The organism is Desulfuromonas sp. CSMB_57, assembly GCF_020194955.2.
Taxonomy (GTDB): domain Bacteria; phylum Desulfobacterota; class Desulfuromonadia; order Desulfuromonadales; family Syntrophotaleaceae; genus JAFCIY02.
Genome location: NZ_JAFCIY020000055.1, coordinates 1 through 16,281, shown reverse-complemented (window position 1 = coordinate 16,281; position 16,281 = coordinate 1). Strand labels below are relative to the sequence as shown.

Genomic DNA, 16,281 nt, shown 5'->3' with positions numbered 1-16,281 from the left:
ATCCAAATCTTGGTACTTGACGGCTTTTGTCAACCATGATATTGAAAAGGAAATTCAAAACCAAAAAGGTTGGGCCATGGACAAACAAAAAATGAAAGGTCCCTGCAGTCCCGGATTCTGGACAAGAATGGCGAGCCGTCTGGCGGATGACCGTGCCTGTCTCTCCGCCTTTATTGCCTTTCACGCCGCCGAGGTCCTGGCAGGGGTCAAGCCTGGCAACCTGGTGACGATTCATGACAAGGTTCATCCCTGCGGTCGCAATCTGCTGCGACTCTGGCGGCGATACGGAACCGGGTTGCTGAAAAACAGCCCTTTGGCCGCAGAGGAACTGCGCCACGGTACCGGCAGCGTGCTGATATATCTTTATCGTCCGGATTTGCTGGAGACCTTGTTGTGCAGCGGGAGGGTCAGGAATTTTCTGAGGCGGGCCGGTTATGCGCCCTTCGGCAACAGCCGGGATGCTCTGGATTTATTGTCCCGGCGCTTTGAGCAGGAGGATTTTCCCCATGAAATAGGCATCTTCCTGGGTTATCCCCTGAAGGATGTGGCAGGCTTCATGGGCTGGGCGGCGATTCCCTTCAGCAGTCCCGGTCCGTGGAAGATATATGGTCGTCCGGATAGGAGCCTTGAACTTGCGGCCTGCCATCGCGCCTGCCGGCGACGCATGGCGCAGGAATTGGAAAATGGGAACGATCCCTGTCGTTGTCTGATGGAGAGCCGGCTAGGCTGGGAGCCTCTTCCGCAGCCTTGGGCGGCCAGCGCCTGACAGTCAAAGCTCTGTCCACAGGGCAGTCTGTTCAAAGCCACAGCCTGCCCTGTGGGCGTATCCCATCAATTGTGCGAAAAGGTACATGGCAAAAGGACAGCCGGACTATTACACTTCAACCATACGGTCGGCGGGTCGTGCCGGCCGTACCAAACCCATCCCCAAATTGGCGCGCTGCCCGGCCTCCTGAGCAGCGCGTATTTTTTTGTCCACAACGGAAAGATCAGTCGTGTTTTTTGACCGTTTCCTTGCCGGCGCGATGGATGCCGAGGGAGTATCGGTGCGGGCCGGGCACCCCGGTGGAGACGAAGCCCACCCGATCTCCGGGCATGATGAGTTTGTCCAGGGGATAAACGAAATGGTTGACGAACACGCCCTCGATTTTGTCGAAAGGCAATTGCAGTTCCCTGGCGAGGTCCTCGGCGACCACGCCCTCGGGGGGAATATAGACCTCCGTCGGAGTGGGCAGGCCGGCGGCTTTGCGGGCGGCGTCGAGGAAGCCGAACATGCGGATCTTGGTGTTGGGGGTCGGGCTCATGGGTGACAACCTCCGTAAGGATGCGGGCAGAGAGCCAATAGGGCCGATACCTGCCTATTATAAGGGGCTTGGAAAAATCACGTCAAATGAATATAATCGATTCATGCCATCAAAATAACAGATGTTAAGGGGCGAGCATGGATTCGACGGCTTTGCGCATGTTTCTGGCGGTCGCTGAAGAAGGTGGGGTGACCCGGGCCGCGGAAAAGCTTCATTGCGTCCAGTCCAACGTCACTTCGCATATCCGCAAACTGGAAAAGCAGTTGGGCGTGGTCCTGTTTCACCGCAATCGCCGTGGCATGGTGCCGACGGCGGCGGGTTTGCAGTTGCTGCCCTACGCCCGTTCGGTGAAACGTCTGCTGGAGGAAGCCCAGGCCGCACTCCGGCCGGCGGGATGTCCCAGCGGCCTGCTGCGTCTGGGGGCCATGGATACGGCGGCCGCGGTGCATCTGCCGGCGATACTGGCCAGTTACCATCGCCACTATCCGGAGGTGGAATTGCGTCTGGCCACCGGTGCCAGCAGCGAAATGGTTCGTCAGGTCCTCGATTTTACGGTCGAAGGGGCCTTGGTCGGAGGGCCTGTACATCACAACGACATCGTCGGGGAAGAGATCCTGGTGGAGGAGCTGGTAGCCATCAGTTGTGCCACCAACTGCCGGCTGCAGCCCAAGGACTGTCGCACGGTGCTGGTTTACCGGCAGGGATGTTCCTGCCGACGACGGTTTGAAGACTGGCTGGCCGCCGCGCGTTGCGTTCCGGACAACGTCATCGAGTTCGGAACCCTGGATGCCATCCTCAGTTGCGTGGCGGCCGGCATGGGCGTGACAGTGCTGCCGTACTCCTTTGTGGATCGCGAACCCTATCGTTCCCTGGTTTCGCTGCATCCCCTGCCCGGCCCATTTGCCCAGCTGCCGATCTTTTTTGTGCAACGCCGCGGGGTGGCGCCGCCCGAAGCCTTGGAACTGTTTCTGCGCCTGCTTCGAAACGGGCTGGCACCCGGCGACCAGGGATAATTCGACACATCCTCAATCCACCCGGACAAAGGGGAAGCGTTCGCTCATGTCGCGGGTGATGAAACCGATGCCGCAGCGCGTGCCGACGGTTTCGATGGCGATGACCACATCGCTGTAGTCGAAATCCACGCGCGCGTCATGGCCCAGATCGGCCAGTTCGTCGATGATGTAGGTATCCAGGGCCTGTTCAATGTCCGGCGAAACGATGCGGCCTTTCAGTCCGCGCCGCTCCAGGCGGACGTGAAAGCACTGCTCTGCCAGCTGCGGTAAAAAATCCCGGATGGTTTCGCAGGCCCGGGCCAGAAAATCGTCCAGGTCGAAGACGAAGGTCCTGACAAAGGGCACCACGCGCCCCAGGTTGCGAAAGGCCGCGGGGGATTCCGCGCGACGGCTGCGGATGGTTTCCAGAAACGCTTCCGGGTCTGCGACTCGCCCCAAGGCCACGCCATGGAACTCGGTCTTGTGGAATTCCCCCCAGGGCGCCAGCTCCGCCAGCATATGACTGTAGCGCCCGTCCTGAGCCATGGTGACCAGCACATTGAATTGCCACATGGATAACTCTCCTTTGCTTTGTTGGAGTTTAGCCAAAGGTTCTGGTTTGGCAAGGAGAGCAGGCGGTTGGTCTCGGAGAATTGCCTGGTAGTGAGGTTCCGCTGGGCAACTGGGCCAGACAAGGGAGTCATTGATGAGCGAACAGCGCAGCCAGGATCCGGAATTCCGCCGGCGGGCGTTGGCCAAGATCCATATCGCCAAGAAGGAACTCGGGCTCGATGATGCCGATTACCGGGCGGTGGTCCGCTCCGTGGCCGAAGGCCGGGAGTCGGCGGCCCAACTCAGCGATGCCGAATTGCAGCAATTGCTGGAACGGTTGAGCGAACTCGGCTGGCGCCCGCGCCTGCCGCGCACCGCCCAGCGGCCCCTGCCGCCCATGGTCTGGAAGGCCCGCGAGCTGTGGCTGGAGCTGCACCGGCGCGGAGCCGTGCGCAACCCCGGCTGGAGCGCCTTGGCGCGTTTTGCCAAACGCATGACCGGCGTCGGCGATCTGCGCCGTCTCGACGTCCGCCAGGCCACGGTGGTAATCGAAGCCCTGAAGCAGTGGCTGGAGCGGGTTTGAAGATGGCAATGGAAAAGCCAGGGGCGATGATTCCGCCCCTGGTGTTCAGAGCTCCTTGCCGATCTGGAAGGCCTGGCCCAGGTAGGGGCCGACGCCGTGATAGGTGCGGATCACGGGGGTGAAGATCATGGGCCGGACCTTTTCAATGTCGGGAATACCCTGGTCGGAAAGGATGGCGCTGTCGGCCTTGACGTCGACGATTTCACCGATGAATTGGGTGTGGCCGCCGACTTCGACGGTCTGCACCAGGCGGCATTCGACGATCAGGGGCAGCTCTTCGACATAGGGCGCGTTTACCAGTTCGCTTTTTACTGCCGTGAAGCCGGTGGCGGCGAACTTGTCCGTATCCCGACCCGAGGCGATGCCGCAGTAATCGGCCTGGCGGCCGAAAGCCTCGGTGGCGATGTTGATGGTGAAGGCCTTGCGCTGCAGGATGTTGCCGTGGGTGTAGGTGGCCGGCCGCAGGGCAATGGCGGCGCAGGGCGGCTTGGAGCAGCAGATGCCGCCCCAGGCGATGGTCGCCAGGTTCGGGCGGCCGGCGGCATCGTAACTGCCGATGAGCCAAACGGGGGCGGGCTGGGCCAGGGTGTTGGCTCCCAGGGACTGTTTCACGGGTTCCTCCTTGAGCAAAAACTTCGGTGAAGTAACTGGGGCGCTAATGGGTCTCGGGGCGTTCAGGCAGAGGGTGTCTGGTGCCCGGATGGCGCCGGCCAAGCCCCAGGGATGGGTTCATGCGGCCCTTTGCCTGAACGCCCCGAGACCCTTGTCCAGGTTTGCTGAACGGTAACAGGGCGAAAACGGTCCTCAGGGCTGCAGCTTCGACAGGGGCACCCCGCCGACACCGATGTTTTCCTTGGAATTTTCATCGATGATGACGATGAACTTCTCGGCCGGGATGCCGGTGACCTCGGCGGCGGCGGCGGTCAGCCGGGCCATGAGCTGCTCTTTGACTTCCGTCGACTGGGGGGAAATACCGAGGGTGATGATGGGCATGATGGGCTCCTTGGTTCGGGTTGCAATGGGATTACCGGAAAAACGGGTCAGCGCCGCTCGGCCAGCAGCACCGCCCGCAGGGGGGCTTGGTAGCCCTCCACGGTGCGCCGCGCATCGGCCGGATGGAGAAAGTCGGCCAGGGACTCGGTGTTGATCCAGGGAGTGCGACGCTGCTCTTCGGCCGTCGTCCAACTCTTGTCGAGACAGCGCACCCGCTGAAATCCGGCTCGCTGCAGCCAGGTCATGAGCAGGGGCACCGTCGGCAGGAAAAACACGTTGCCCATCTTGGCGTAACGGTTGCGGGGGCAGAGGGCCAAATCGTCCTCACCGTCCAGCACCAGGGTTTCCAGCACCAACTCGCCACCGGGACGTAGCAGGGATGCCAAGCGATTCAGGGCATCGTGGGGCGAGCGTTGATGATAGAGCACCCCCATGTGAAAGACCGTATCGAAACGGCCGTCCATGGCCGGCAGCTCCTCCAGCTTCAGGGGCAGGCAGTGGACCCGAGGCTGCCGCAACCAGCCCTGCAGCAGCAGGTACTGGCAGAAAAAGGGCGGGTAGGGTTCCAGGCCCAGAGCCAGGTCCGGCTGGTGCGCCGCCATCCGAAACAGATAGTAGCCGCAACTGCTGCCGATGTCCAGAATCCGCCGGCCGGCCAGGGGGGCGATATGATCCTTGAAACGGTTCCATTTCAGGTCGGAACGCCATTCGCTGTCCACGTCGATGCCGAACAGTCGCAGCGGGCCCTTGCGCCAGGGGCGGAAGGCCATCAGCAGATCATGCAGGGCCGCTTGCGGCCATGCGCCGAGATCCTCCGGCGCCCCGATGACCACCCGCCCTGCAGCCAGATCCAGACGGCTGGGTTGCAACCTCGGCGCCTCGGCCAGGCGCCCCAGCAGCCGCCGCACGTTGCCGTCCCGGTGCCGCAGTTGCGCGCCCCGTTGTTCGAGGCGGGCCGCCAGCTCCGGTTGCCAGGAGCCGGACCCCAGGGCCGCCGCGGCGTTTTGCAGGGTTTCCATCAGGACCGTCATCGCAGGCCGATGAAGGCGGCGAAATTGAACCATTTCAGCCAGATGTCAATGCCGGAAAACCCGGCCTGACGGAGGCGCTGCTGGTGAGTGGGCACGGTTTCAGGGACCAGCACCTTTTCCAGGGCAGCCCGTTTCTGGCTGATCTCCAGGGCCGAATAGCCGTTCTCTTCCTTGAAGCGCACATAGAAATCCTGCTGCAGTACATCCAGGCGGGGATCCTCGTGCCGAACCTTTTCCGTCAACAGCAACACGCCTCCCGGTCGCAGCGCCTGGCTGATGCGTCGCAGCAGCCCATCCCGGTCCTGCGGCGGAATGAATTGCAGGGTCAGGTTGAGAATGAACACCGAGGCCGGCGCAAAATCGATTTCCCGAATATCCGCCTCCAGCAGTTCGATCTGCTGGTGGGGATCGCAGGCCGGCAGTCGTTCTCGACAGACCCCCAGCATGGCTGCCGAATTGTCGACCCCCACCAGATGGAAGGCGCGCCCGGCCATTGCAGCGTGCAGGGCCCGCAGCAGATTTCCCGTGGAACAACCCAGGTCATAGATGACCGTGCCCGGCTGGTGGAAGTGCGCCGCCAGTTGCGCCTGGCGGCATATCAGTTCCTGATAGCAGGGCACCGAACGATGGATCATGTCGTCGAAGACCTGGACGACAGCCTCGTTGAATTCGAATGGGGGTACCGGCTGTTGCGGCCGGGAAAACAAATCATCTCGGGTCATGGGCAATGGGGCCGCGGATGGGCGGACAGCGGACAAGGGTTGAGAACGCCCGGCAGCTCAGCGCTGCAGGTTGGTGCCGCAGCGCGGGCAGCTCAGAGCGCTGGTGCTGGTTACGGCGTGGCCGCAGGTCGGACAATAGAACCAGAACCGGCAGTGCTGGCAGCGTTGTTCGTTGAGGCCTTGTTTCTTTTTACATTTCGGGCACTTACGGTAAATTTTTCGCTGTTTGACGTAATCTTCGAAGAGCAGGCCGCAGCGCGGGCATTCCTCGGCATCGGGATTGGAGATGGTGGCGCCGCAATTGGGCATCGGGCAAACAAACACCGCCTTGCAGGCGCTGCACCAGTATTTTCCTTTTTTTTCCGCTTTGCAGCGCGGGCATTTTTCCATGATCGGTTCCGTTAAACATGCAGATGAAGAAGAGACCAAAGACAATCGACGCAGGCGGATTCCTTCTTCCGGGAACCGCCTGCGTCGGATTGTGGTTACCTCAAGATTTTACCAGGCAGGTCGAAAATCAGTCCACTTTGAAAAAGGCCGTCTTGGCAGCCTTGCAGACGCTGCAAGGGCCTTCCGGCGGACCTTCCAGGGTATTGCCACAGACCTTGCAGACATAGTAGTCGACGGTTTCGATCTTGCCCTGATTGTCCAGGGCCTTCTGATAGAGACCGGCATGCACTTTTTCCACCTCGTTGGCATAAGCCAGGGTGCGCTCGGCGGCCTTGAAGCCCTTGGCCTTGGCTTCCTCGATCATGGGCGGATACATTTCCTTGAACTCATGGGTTTCGCCGCTGACCGCCTCCTTGAGGTTCTCCAGGGTGCTGCCAATGCCGCCCATGGCGCGCAGATGGGCATGGGCATGAATGGTTTCCGCTGCCGCCGCGGCGCGGAACAGCTTGGCCACCTGGGCGAAGCCTTCACAGTCGGCGGCTTCGGCAAAGGCGAGATATTTGCGATTGGCCTGGGATTCCCCGGCAAAAGATTCCTGCAGATCGGCCTCGGTTTTGGTACCGCGTACATCGGACATAATTCCCTCATCTCCTTGTTAGGGGTTAACGGGCTCCGGCGTGCTGGGCGCATCTGCCCATAAATACAATCGATATGAACATATTAGGAAATTGGGCGGCGATGTCAACCGCCGACGTCACTTGAGTCGGCAGGCTTTTTCCACGTCATCCGTCTTGCCGATCATGACCATCAGATCGCTGTCCTTGATGATGTGGGTCGGATCCGGCAGGGTATTGAATTCGCCGGTCAGCATATCCCGGATGCCGATGACCGTGACGTTGTATTTGCGTCGCAGATCCAGGTCGATGAGGTTGTGGCCGACAAAATGGTTGGGCGGCGCCACCTCGCTGATGGAATAGTCCTCGGCGATGGGAATGAATTCCAGGATGTTGGAAATGCACAACCCCTTGGCGGTTTTGATGGCCATGTCCTTTTCCGGAAAAATGATATCCGTGGCGCCAACTTTCTCGAGGATGCGGCCGTGATCCTCGTCGACGGCCTTGACCAGGATGCGCTTCACGCTCATTTCCCGCAGGTGCAGGGTGATGAGGGTGGAGAGGTGGCTCCGCTCTCCGGTGGATATGATTACGGCCTCCATTTCGCCGATGCCCTGGCCTTTCAGAAACTCCTTGTTGGAAGCATCGCCGAGGACCGCATAGGAGGTGAAATTTTTGATGCGCTGGATCTTGTCCCGGTCCAGATCGATGGCGATGACTTCATGGCCCTCCTGATAGAGAGTCTTGGCTACATGGAAGCCGAAATTGCCCAGGCCGATGACGCAAAACCGTTTCATGGATATGTCTCCGTAGAGAGAAGTCAGCCGATCATGATGTTTTCTTCGGCATATTGCACCGCGTTGCCGCGGGAACGGCCGATCATGGTAAAGGCGACAGTGAGCAGGCCGACGCGGCCGATGAACATCAACAGGATGATGATCAGCTTGCCGGCGGGTTGCAGTTTGGTGGTGGCGCCGAGGGACAGTCCGACGGTGCCGAAGGCGGAAATGGCTTCAAAGACGTACTCGATAAAACCACCCTGGCTGGTCGCCGCCGGAACTCCGCGCAACTGCACGGCCAGCAGGCCGAAGATGGCCAGGAACATGAACATCAGAGCGGTCATCACCAGGGTCAGGGTCTTGCTGACGACGGCATCCGGCAGGGTGCGATGCGCGACATTGGTATGGGGGTTGCCTTTCAGGCGACTGTGCAGGATGGCTACGAACAGGCCCAGGCTGGTGGTTTTAATGCCGCCGCCGCAGGAACCGGGCGAGGCGCCGACAAACATCAGAAACATAATTAGAAACAGGGTCGGAATCTGCAGCAGGTTCAGATCGACGGTGTTGAATCCGGCGGTACGCGCCGTGACCGATTGAAACATTGCGGTCCAGAAACCTTCGGCGCCGCTCATGCCGGCCAGGGCGCCGCCGGATTCCAGCAGGCCGATGAGCAGTGCCCCGCCGAGGATCAGCACGCCGCTGGTCAGAAACACCATGCGTGAATGCAGGGACAGGCGGCGCCGCCCCTGGGGCCGGCGCCACAGGTCGATGACTTCCTTGATGACCAGAAAGCCGATGCCGCCCAGGATGATGAGCGCCATGATGGTGATATTCACCAGCGGATGGGAACGGTAGCCGATGAGGCTGTCGCTGAACAGGGCGAAACCGGCGTTGCAGAAGGCCGAGACGCTGTGAAACACGGCCATGTAAAGCCCTTGGGCGAAGCCCATTTCCGGCACGAAAACCAGCGCCAGCAGAGCCGCGCCGATGGCCTCGATGGTCAGGGTCACGATGAAGATGTTGTGCACCAGATCGCGCAGGGAGTCCACCGGAGTGTGCAGCAGCGTTTCCTGGACCACCCAGCGGTCGCGAATGCCGACGCCCATGCCCAGGTAGAAGAACAGATAGACTGAAAAGGTGGTGATGCCCAGGCCGCCGATCTGGATCAGCAGCAGCACCACCAGTTGACCGAACAGGGTCAGCTTGGTGCCCGTGTCGACGACGACCAGTCCGGTCACGCATTGGGCCGAGGTGGCGGTGAACAGGGCGTCCAGCCAGGACAGCGGGGTGCCATGGGCGGCCATGGGCAGAGACAAGAGGGCCGCGCCCAGCAGGATGGACAGCCCGTAATAGATGATCAGAATCCAGCCGGGAGCCAGGTTGTGGGTGCGTAACAGCATGCGTTTCATGATGTCCGTGATTCGGGAAGACAGAGTGCCATCGAGTTGCGACCGCTCCTGATGCTAGTCCCAAGGCCTGGCCGACGCAAGGCCAAAAATTCAGCAGGTCATGGCTACAGGTTCAGATAGGGGCGCAGGTAGCGGCCCGTATGGGAAGCCGAACAGCGGGCCACTTCCTCCGGCGGCCCGCTGACCACCACGGTGCCGCCGCGGCTGCCGCCTTCGGGACCCAGATCGATAAGATGATCGGCGGTCTTGATGACGTCCAGATTGTGTTCGATGACCACCACCGTGTTGCCGGATTCCACCAGCCGCTGCAGGACCCCGAGCAGATGCTGGATGTCGGCGAAATGAAGGCCCGTGGTCGGCTCGTCGAGAATGTAGATGGTGCGCCCGGTGGCGCGTTTGCCTAGTTCCTTGGCCAGCTTGACGCGCTGCGCCTCGCCGCCGGAGAGGGTGGTGGCGCTCTGACCGAGGTGGATATAGCCGAGGCCGACGTCGCGCAGCATCTCCAACTTGTTGCGGATTTTCGGCAGGTTTTCCATGAAGGCCAGGGCCTGATTGACGGTCATGTCCAGTACCTGGGCGATATTGTGGCCCTTGTATTTGACCTCCAGGGTTTCGCGGTTGTAGCGGGCGCCCTTGCAGACCTCGCACTGCACATAGACGTCGGGCAGAAAGTGCATTTCGATGCGCAGGATGCCCTCGCCCTGGCAGGCCTCGCAGCGACCGCCCTTGACGTTGAAGGAGAACCGTCCGGGGGCATAACCGCGCAGTTTGGCTTCCGGCAGTTGGGCGAAGAGGTCGCGGATGTCGGTGAACACCCCGGTATAGGTGGCCGGATTGGAGCGCGGCGTGCGGCCGATGGGCGACTGATCGATGTCGATGACCTTGTCCAGGTGCTCCAGGCCTTCGATGGCGTCGACTTTGCCGGCCTTGTCCCGGGCGCGGTACAGGCGCTGAGCGAGGGCCTTGAACAGGGTGTCGATGATCAGGGTCGATTTGCCCGAACCGGAGACGCCGGTGACGCAGGTCATGACGCCGAGGGGGATGCTGACCTCGATATTCTGCAGGTTGTTCTCCTTCGCACCGACGATGCGCAGGGTCCGGTCGCTGCTGCGGCGCTGCGCCGGCAAGGGGATGCTCAGCTGGCCGGACAGGTAGCGCCCGGTAAGGGAGTTGGGATCGGCCAGGATCTGCTGCGGCGTGCCCTGGCTGACCACCTCGCCGCCGTGCACCCCGGCGCCGGGACCCATGTCGATGACATGGTCGGCTTCGAGAATGGTCTCTTCGTCGTGCTCCACCACCAGAACCGTGTTACCGAGATCGCGCAGCCGTTTAAGGGTATCCAGCAGGCGGCGGTTGTCCCGCTGGTGCAGGCCGATGGACGGTTCGTCGAGGATGTACAGCACCCCGACCAGGGACGAGCCGACCTGGGTCGCCAGTCGGATGCGCTGACCCTCGCCGCCGGACAGGGTGCCGGAAGCGCGGTCCAGGCTCAGGTAATCGAGGCCGACGTAGGTCAGAAAGGACAGCCGCTGGCGCACCTCCTTGAGGATGCGGCGGGCGATTTCGAATTCCTTGTCCGGCAGGCGCAGTTCGGCGAAGAAGCGTTCCGCCTCATGGATGGACAGGGCGCAGACCTCCTGGATGTTGCGGCCGCCGACCCGCACGAACAGGGATTCGGGGCGCAACCGGGCGCCGTGGCAGGTCGGGCAGGGCATGACGTTCATGAAGCGCTCGAGGTTTTCCCGCACCCGGTCCGAGTCCGTTTCGCGAAAGCGCCGCTCCAGGTTGGGGATCACTCCCTCGAAGGGTTTTTCGTAAAAATGGCGTTTCTGGCCCTGGTCGTAGAAGAAGCGCACCGGTTCCTCGCCGGAACCGTACAGCAGGATCTGGCGCAGCCGCTCCGGCAGCTGGTTGAAAGGGGTGCGGATGTCGAAGCCGTAATGATCGGCCAGAGCTTCCAGCAACTGGTGGTAGTAGAAGCCGGTGCGCGTCTCCCAAGGCACGATGGCCCCTTCCCGCAGGGACAGGGCCGGATTGGGCACCACTTCCTCGGGATCGAAGTACATGCGGGTACCGAGGCCGGAACAGTCCGGGCAGGCGCCGTAGGGGTTGTTGAAAGAAAACATGCGCGGTGTAATCTCCGGGTAGGAGATGCCGCAGTCCGCGCAGGCATGCTGCTCGGAGAACAACTGGCTTTCGCCGTCGACCACTTCGACCCGGACGATGCCGCCCGCCAGACGCAGGGCGGTCTCCAGGGAATCGGCCAGGCGCGACTCGATGCCGGGCCGCATCACCAAACGGTCGACCACCACCTCCAGGGTGTGCTGGCGGTTTTTGTCCAGCACGATGTCCTCGCCCAGTTCGCGCATTTCGCCGTCGATGCGGATGCGCACGAAGCCGTCGGCCTGCAGTTGCCGCAGTTCCTTGCGGTATTCGCCCTTGCGGCCGCGCACGATGGGCGCCAGCAGCAGCAACTTGCTCTGCTCCGGCAGGGTCATGATGCGGTCGACCATCTGCTGTACCGTCCAGGAGGCGATCTCCTTGCCGCAGGCGTGACAATGGATATGGCCGACGCGGGCGAACAGCAGGCGCAGGTAGTCGTAGATTTCGGTGACCGTGCCGACCGTCGAGCGGGGGTTCTTGGAGGTGGTTTTCTGTTCGATGGAGATGGCCGGCGACAGGCCCTCGATGCTTTCCACATCCGGCTTGTCCATCTGTTCCAGAAACTGCCGGGCATAGGCCGAGAGGCTTTCCACGTAGCGACGCTGGCCCTCGGCATACAGGGTATCGAAGGCCAGGGTGCTCTTGCCGGAGCCGGAGACCCCGGTAATGACCACCAGCTTGTCGCGCGGGATCTCGACGTCGATCCCCTTCAGATTGTGCTCGCAGGCACCCTTGATGATGATTTTGTTCATGATGCGTTCATCGATTCTTTCGGGGGTAAAACCCTGTTGGGGCCTGTAGGGGCAAACCCATGTGTTTGCCTGCGGGCCGCAAGCCTGAGGCGATCGCCTGAGCCGGGCGGACACATGGGTCCGCCCCTACGTAGCCATTTCCTCCGCCAGGCGCAGGGCCGCCACCAGGCTGGCGGTGCCGGCCCGGCCGCTGCCGGCCAGGTCGTAGGCGGTGCCGTGATCCACCGAGGTGCGGATGATGGGCAGCCCCAGGGTGACATTGACGCCGTCCTCGAAATGCAGCAGCTTCAGGGGGATCAACCCTTGGTCGTGGTACATGCAGATCACGGCATCGTAAGCACCGCCCACGGCGAAATGGAACAGGGTGTCGGCGCTGTGGGGGCCGCTGGCGGCGATGCCTTCCCCGCGGGCGGCGGCGATGGCCGGCGCGATGAGGCGGGCCTCTTCATCGCCGAACTGACCGCCCTCGCCGGCATGGGGATTGAGGGCCAGCACCGCCAGGCGCGGCCGTTCCAGGCCGAAGAAACGCCGCAGGGCGCGGTGGGTTATGCGCATCGTGACGAGAATCTCGTCCGTGGTCAGGGCAGCGGGGACCTCGGCCAGGGCCAGGTGGGTGGTGACCAGGCAGACCCGCAGGCGTTGGCCGGCCAGCATCATCACTACCTTGTCGACGCCGCATAGTTGTGCCAGCAACTCCGTATGGCCCGGCGCCGGACAGCCGGCGGCATGTATCGCCGCCTTGCTGATGGGTCCGGTGACCATGGCCGCCGCTGCCCCGGCCAGACAGGCCTCGGCGGCCCAGGTGATGTAGTCGATCATGGCCTGGCCACAGGCTCGGTCCGGTCGGCCGTAGACCAGTTCGTCCGTCGCCAAGCGGGACAGGGCGCGTAGCGGCAGATGCCGATGGCCAAGACAGAGCACGTGATCCGCCAAGCCCCTGGACTCGGAGCGGCACTCCAACTCGACGCCGAAGATGTCGGCGGCGCGCTGCAGCACGGCGGCGTCGCCCGCCACCACCACCGGTCGGGGCCCGTCCAACTGCCCGTCGAGCCAGGCCTTGATGATGAGTTCCGGGCCGACCCCGGTGGGATCGCCCTGGGTGATAAGGATGGGCTTTTCCATGGTTTTTGCCTTCAGGGCCTTGGGCCGGGGTAACTATTCAGCGGCGGTGGAGAAGGGTCTCGCGCCTCCCACTCCGAGGGCCGCATGAACCCATCCCTGGGGCTTGGCCGGCGCCATCCGGGCGCCAGACACCCTCGGCGTGGGCGCCCCGAGACCCTATAGGGAACACTTTCCGGGCCGGGAGAACGTCCGTGGTCAAGGTTCAATCCGGCAGTATAATCCCGGCGCCATGCCGGCGACAACCTGAATCAGCAAAACAGCCGCGGCTGGTGCTCCGGTCGCGGCTGCAGTATATTTTTCCACCTGACGATTTACTTCAGAACTGCCAGCTCATGCCGGCAGCGCCGGGCGTAACCCGGTCCCCCAGGGCGTCCCGCAGTTGTGCCACGGCGGATTCGCCGGTGCAGTGGCAGGGCACTATCAAATCCGGGTTGAGTTGCTGCAGGGCGGCCAGGGTGCGGTCCAGCCGCTCGCGGTGGGCGTTGACCAGGTGAAAGCCGCCGATGACAGCGTGAATCGGCAGCCCGTCGTTCAGTTGTTGAATGTACTGCAGGGTGTTCACCAGCCCGGCATGGGCGCATCCGGCGACGATGACCAGGCCCTGTTCGGTGCGCAGCCAGAGAGCCAGATCGTCGTCGACGGGGTCGGGGCGGGTGCCGGCCGGATCCAGAAAGAAGGGGCCGCCGGGGTCTTCAAAATCGGTTTCGCGCGGGATGGGTCCGGTCAGGCCCATGTCTGTGGTCAGGGTGACCGGTTGCGTCACCCATTGAATTCGGGAGGGTGGCAGGCGATCGAGGGCCAGCATGGCCGGCCGGCGGATGTGGATCGGTCGTACCGTTTCTTTCTCGATACTGTAGCGCGGTTGGACAATGCCGGGATGGGCGAAAAGCCGGGCATCACGGGCCTGCGACAGGACCAGGGGCAGGCCGCCGGTGTGGTCGTAATGGCCATGGCTCAGCACCAGCGTCTCGGTGCGGGCCAGGTCGATGCCAAGCTGGCGCGCGTTGTGCTGCAGGGCATCGGTCTGGCCGGTGTCGAACAGCAGTCGCCGGGCTTCGTTTTCAATCCAGAAAGCCAGACCGTGTTCGGCGGCCAGGCCGGCGGCCGCCAGGTTGTCGACCAGAATGGTGAGGCGTAATTTGGCCGCCATGATCACGGCCTCCGCCGTTGCATGAAGGTGGCTTTCGCCCAGGCCAGAATCTGTTCATCCCGGCACAGTTCCGCTTTGAGCCGATATAAAGGCGGCCTGGCATGCAGCAGACGGGCACGGATTTCCAGCGCCGCATCGCAGGCTACGCTTCGCACATAACGCACCTGCAAGTCGCCCGTCACCCCTTGGACGCCATGGTGAAACAGGCAGTGGGTCATGGCCGCATCCAGCACGGAGGCGATGACACCTCCGTGCAGGATGCCGTCATAGCCCTGCAATTCCGGCTGGGCCTGAAAGGAAGCTCGGACTTCCCCATTAGGCAGCGGCTGGAAAGCCAATCCTAGGGATCGCGGGTTCAGGGTGCCGCACAGCAGGCATTGACTGTGACCGTTGCGGACTCCCATCCCCTCGGCAGTGTCAGTGATCGCAGACATTGACGCCGGTTTGCAGGGTGCCTGACAGGAAACTGGTCACCAGGTCCTCCGGTGTTTCGGCCGGTGCGCCGACCAGCACCCGAATGCCGTGATCGTTGAACATGCCTTGGGCGCGCTGTCCCATGCCGCCGGCAATGATCATGGTGGCGCCCTGTTTGGCCAGCCAGGGCGGCAGCAGGCCGGGCTGATGGGGCGGGGCGTCGATGTCCTGTCGCTGCACGATTTTTTTAGCGGCCGGATCCACATCGACCAGAGCGAAGCATTCGCAGTGCCCGAAATGCAGGGAAAGTTTGCCGTCCGCCAGAGGGATTGCAATTTTCATGAGTGGTTCTCCTTGTGCTGTGAAGGTGGTTGGAGTCAGGGCCCGGCCTGTCGGGCAGATCCCTTTCCCTGTCGGCAGCCGAAACAGGCCGGGACAGGGGCTGTTTTACAATTCAAGCCGGTTCCAGATGGCGCAAATATCTTCGACGCAGGGAGCGTCCGTTTCCACCACGGCTTTTTCCTGCATCTGCGCCAGGGTGACGGCACGGTCATAGCGGATGCGCCCGGCGATGCGGGCTCCCGCCTGACGGGCTTTGGCTTCGATGTTTTCCGTCATCCGCGGATTGAGGTCCCACTTGTTGACGCAGACGGCTGTGGGGATGCGAAAATGCCGGGTCAGGGACAAGACCCGCTCCAGGTCATGCTCGCCGGACACCGTCGGTTCGGTAACGGCCAGCACCAGACTGGCGCCGGTTACCGAAGCGATCACCGGACAACCGATGCCCGGCGGGCCGTCAACGAGAATCAGCGAGTGACCATTCTGTTCGGCGAGGCGGCGCGCTTCCTGGCGCACGGTGGAAACCAGCTTGCCGGAGTTTTCCGCCGCCACGCCCAGACGGGCATGCACCATGGGACCGCATCGGGTGTCGGAAACCATCCACTCGCCGCAAACTCTCTCAGGAAAATCGATGGCCTGCTCAGGGCAGAAACGCACGCAAACGCCGCACCCCTCGCAGGCAACGGGATCGATGGCAAAGCTAAATTCCCCGTCGCGCCCGGTCTCGGTTCGCACCGCGTCGAAACGGCACAGCCGCAAACAGGCCCCGCAGGCGATACATTGTTCCGGACGGATGACGGCCTCATGGCCGGCGCGGAATTCGTGCCGCTCCCTGACCCCGGGGGCCAGAATGAGGTGCAGATCGGCCGCGTCGACGTCACAGTCGGCGATGACCGGTCGCTCGGCCAGGACGGCGAAGGAGGCCGTGACGCTGGTCTTGCCCGTGCCGCCCTTGCCGCTGATGATGACCAA

At 62.5% G+C, this 16,281-nt stretch carries 19 protein-coding genes; 3 read left to right on the top strand and 16 right to left on the bottom strand.

The features are described from left to right. Positions 1–127 precede the first annotated feature (127 nt). Complete coding sequence (locus tag JQN68_RS13325) at positions 128–766, top strand: DUF3793 family protein (protein WP_225073586.1); 639 nt, start codon at positions 128–130, stop codon at positions 764–766. A gap of 223 nt (positions 767–989) precedes the next feature. Here the strand turns inward: JQN68_RS13325 and JQN68_RS13320 are convergent, their stop codons facing one another. Further along, positions 990–1,304, bottom strand: coding sequence for a MoaD/ThiS family protein (locus JQN68_RS13320; protein WP_225073585.1), 315 nt, complete (start codon positions 1,302–1,304; stop codon positions 990–992). 137 nt (positions 1,305–1,441) lie between these two features. Between JQN68_RS13320 and JQN68_RS13315 the strand changes: the two genes are divergently transcribed. Beyond that, entirely contained in the window at positions 1,442–2,317 is an 876-nt protein-coding gene (locus JQN68_RS13315) for a LysR family transcriptional regulator (protein WP_225073584.1), read from the top strand. Positions 2,318–2,329: 12 nt separating this feature from the next. On the opposite strand, the gene JQN68_RS13310 is transcribed toward JQN68_RS13315, so the two are convergent. Beyond that, positions 2,330–2,869, bottom strand: coding sequence for a THUMP domain-containing protein (locus JQN68_RS13310; protein WP_225073583.1), 540 nt, complete (start codon positions 2,867–2,869; stop codon positions 2,330–2,332). A gap of 133 nt (positions 2,870–3,002) precedes the next feature. Between JQN68_RS13310 and JQN68_RS13305 the strand changes: the two genes are divergently transcribed. Continuing rightward, positions 3,003–3,431 carry a gp16 family protein gene (locus tag JQN68_RS13305; protein ID WP_225073582.1) on the top strand — a complete coding sequence of 143 codons (429 nt, stop codon included), beginning with the start codon at positions 3,003–3,005 and terminating at the stop codon, positions 3,429–3,431. A gap of 45 nt (positions 3,432–3,476) precedes the next feature. Here the strand turns inward: JQN68_RS13305 and JQN68_RS13300 are convergent, their stop codons facing one another. From JQN68_RS13300 to JQN68_RS13235, 14 genes are all read right to left on the bottom strand, one after another. Further along, on the bottom strand, positions 3,477–4,043 hold the full coding sequence (locus tag JQN68_RS13300; protein ID WP_225073581.1) for a flavin reductase family protein: 567 nt from the start codon (positions 4,041–4,043) through the stop codon (positions 3,477–3,479). A 192-nt stretch (positions 4,044–4,235) separates the two neighbouring features. Further along, positions 4,236–4,424, bottom strand: coding sequence for a 4-oxalocrotonate tautomerase DmpI (dmpI, locus tag JQN68_RS13295; protein WP_225073580.1), 189 nt, complete (start codon positions 4,422–4,424; stop codon positions 4,236–4,238). A gap of 47 nt (positions 4,425–4,471) precedes the next feature. Further along, positions 4,472–5,443, bottom strand: coding sequence for a tRNA 5-methoxyuridine(34)/uridine 5-oxyacetic acid(34) synthase CmoB (cmoB, locus tag JQN68_RS13290; protein ID WP_225073579.1), 972 nt, complete (start codon positions 5,441–5,443; stop codon positions 4,472–4,474). Between the two features lie 8 nt (positions 5,444–5,451). Then, positions 5,452–6,177: a carboxy-S-adenosyl-L-methionine synthase CmoA gene (cmoA, locus tag JQN68_RS13285; protein ID WP_225073578.1), complete on the bottom strand. Its 726-nt coding sequence runs from the start codon at positions 6,175–6,177 to the stop codon at positions 5,452–5,454. Between the two features lie 57 nt (positions 6,178–6,234). Then, positions 6,235–6,567 carry a hypothetical protein gene (locus tag JQN68_RS13280; RefSeq protein ID WP_225073577.1) on the bottom strand — a complete coding sequence of 111 codons (333 nt, stop codon included), beginning with the start codon at positions 6,565–6,567 and terminating at the stop codon, positions 6,235–6,237. 127 nt (positions 6,568–6,694) lie between these two features. Beyond that, positions 6,695–7,204, bottom strand: coding sequence for a rubrerythrin family protein (locus JQN68_RS13275; RefSeq protein ID WP_225073576.1), 510 nt, complete (start codon positions 7,202–7,204; stop codon positions 6,695–6,697). 117 nt (positions 7,205–7,321) lie between these two features. Continuing rightward, positions 7,322–7,978 carry a potassium channel family protein gene (locus JQN68_RS13270; RefSeq protein WP_225073575.1) on the bottom strand — a complete coding sequence of 219 codons (657 nt, stop codon included), beginning with the start codon at positions 7,976–7,978 and terminating at the stop codon, positions 7,322–7,324. Between the two features lie 23 nt (positions 7,979–8,001). Continuing rightward, on the bottom strand, positions 8,002–9,369 hold the full coding sequence (locus JQN68_RS13265; RefSeq protein ID WP_225073574.1) for a TrkH family potassium uptake protein: 1,368 nt from the start codon (positions 9,367–9,369) through the stop codon (positions 8,002–8,004). Positions 9,370–9,473: 104 nt separating this feature from the next. Next, a complete protein-coding gene (uvrA, locus tag JQN68_RS13260) occupies positions 9,474–12,284 on the bottom strand; it encodes an excinuclease ABC subunit UvrA (RefSeq protein ID WP_225073573.1) in 2,811 nt (936 codons plus the stop codon). 126 nt (positions 12,285–12,410) lie between these two features. Next, positions 12,411–13,406 carry a 4-hydroxythreonine-4-phosphate dehydrogenase PdxA gene (gene pdxA / locus JQN68_RS13255; protein WP_225073572.1) on the bottom strand — a complete coding sequence of 332 codons (996 nt, stop codon included), beginning with the start codon at positions 13,404–13,406 and terminating at the stop codon, positions 12,411–12,413. 316 nt (positions 13,407–13,722) lie between these two features. Then, positions 13,723–14,556: an MBL fold metallo-hydrolase gene (locus JQN68_RS13250; RefSeq protein ID WP_225073571.1), complete on the bottom strand. Its 834-nt coding sequence runs from the start codon at positions 14,554–14,556 to the stop codon at positions 13,723–13,725. Positions 14,557–14,558: 2 nt separating this feature from the next. Continuing rightward, positions 14,559–14,990, bottom strand: coding sequence for a PaaI family thioesterase (locus tag JQN68_RS13245; protein WP_225073570.1), 432 nt, complete (start codon positions 14,988–14,990; stop codon positions 14,559–14,561). Next, complete coding sequence (locus JQN68_RS13240; protein ID WP_225073569.1) at positions 14,974–15,312, bottom strand: NifB/NifX family molybdenum-iron cluster-binding protein; 339 nt, start codon at positions 15,310–15,312, stop codon at positions 14,974–14,976. Before JQN68_RS13240 ends, JQN68_RS13245 begins: the two co-directional genes overlap by 17 nt. A gap of 105 nt (positions 15,313–15,417) precedes the next feature. Continuing rightward, positions 15,418–16,281 (bottom strand): ATP-binding protein (locus JQN68_RS13235; protein WP_225073568.1); only part of this gene is annotated, 864 nt, incomplete at its 5' end.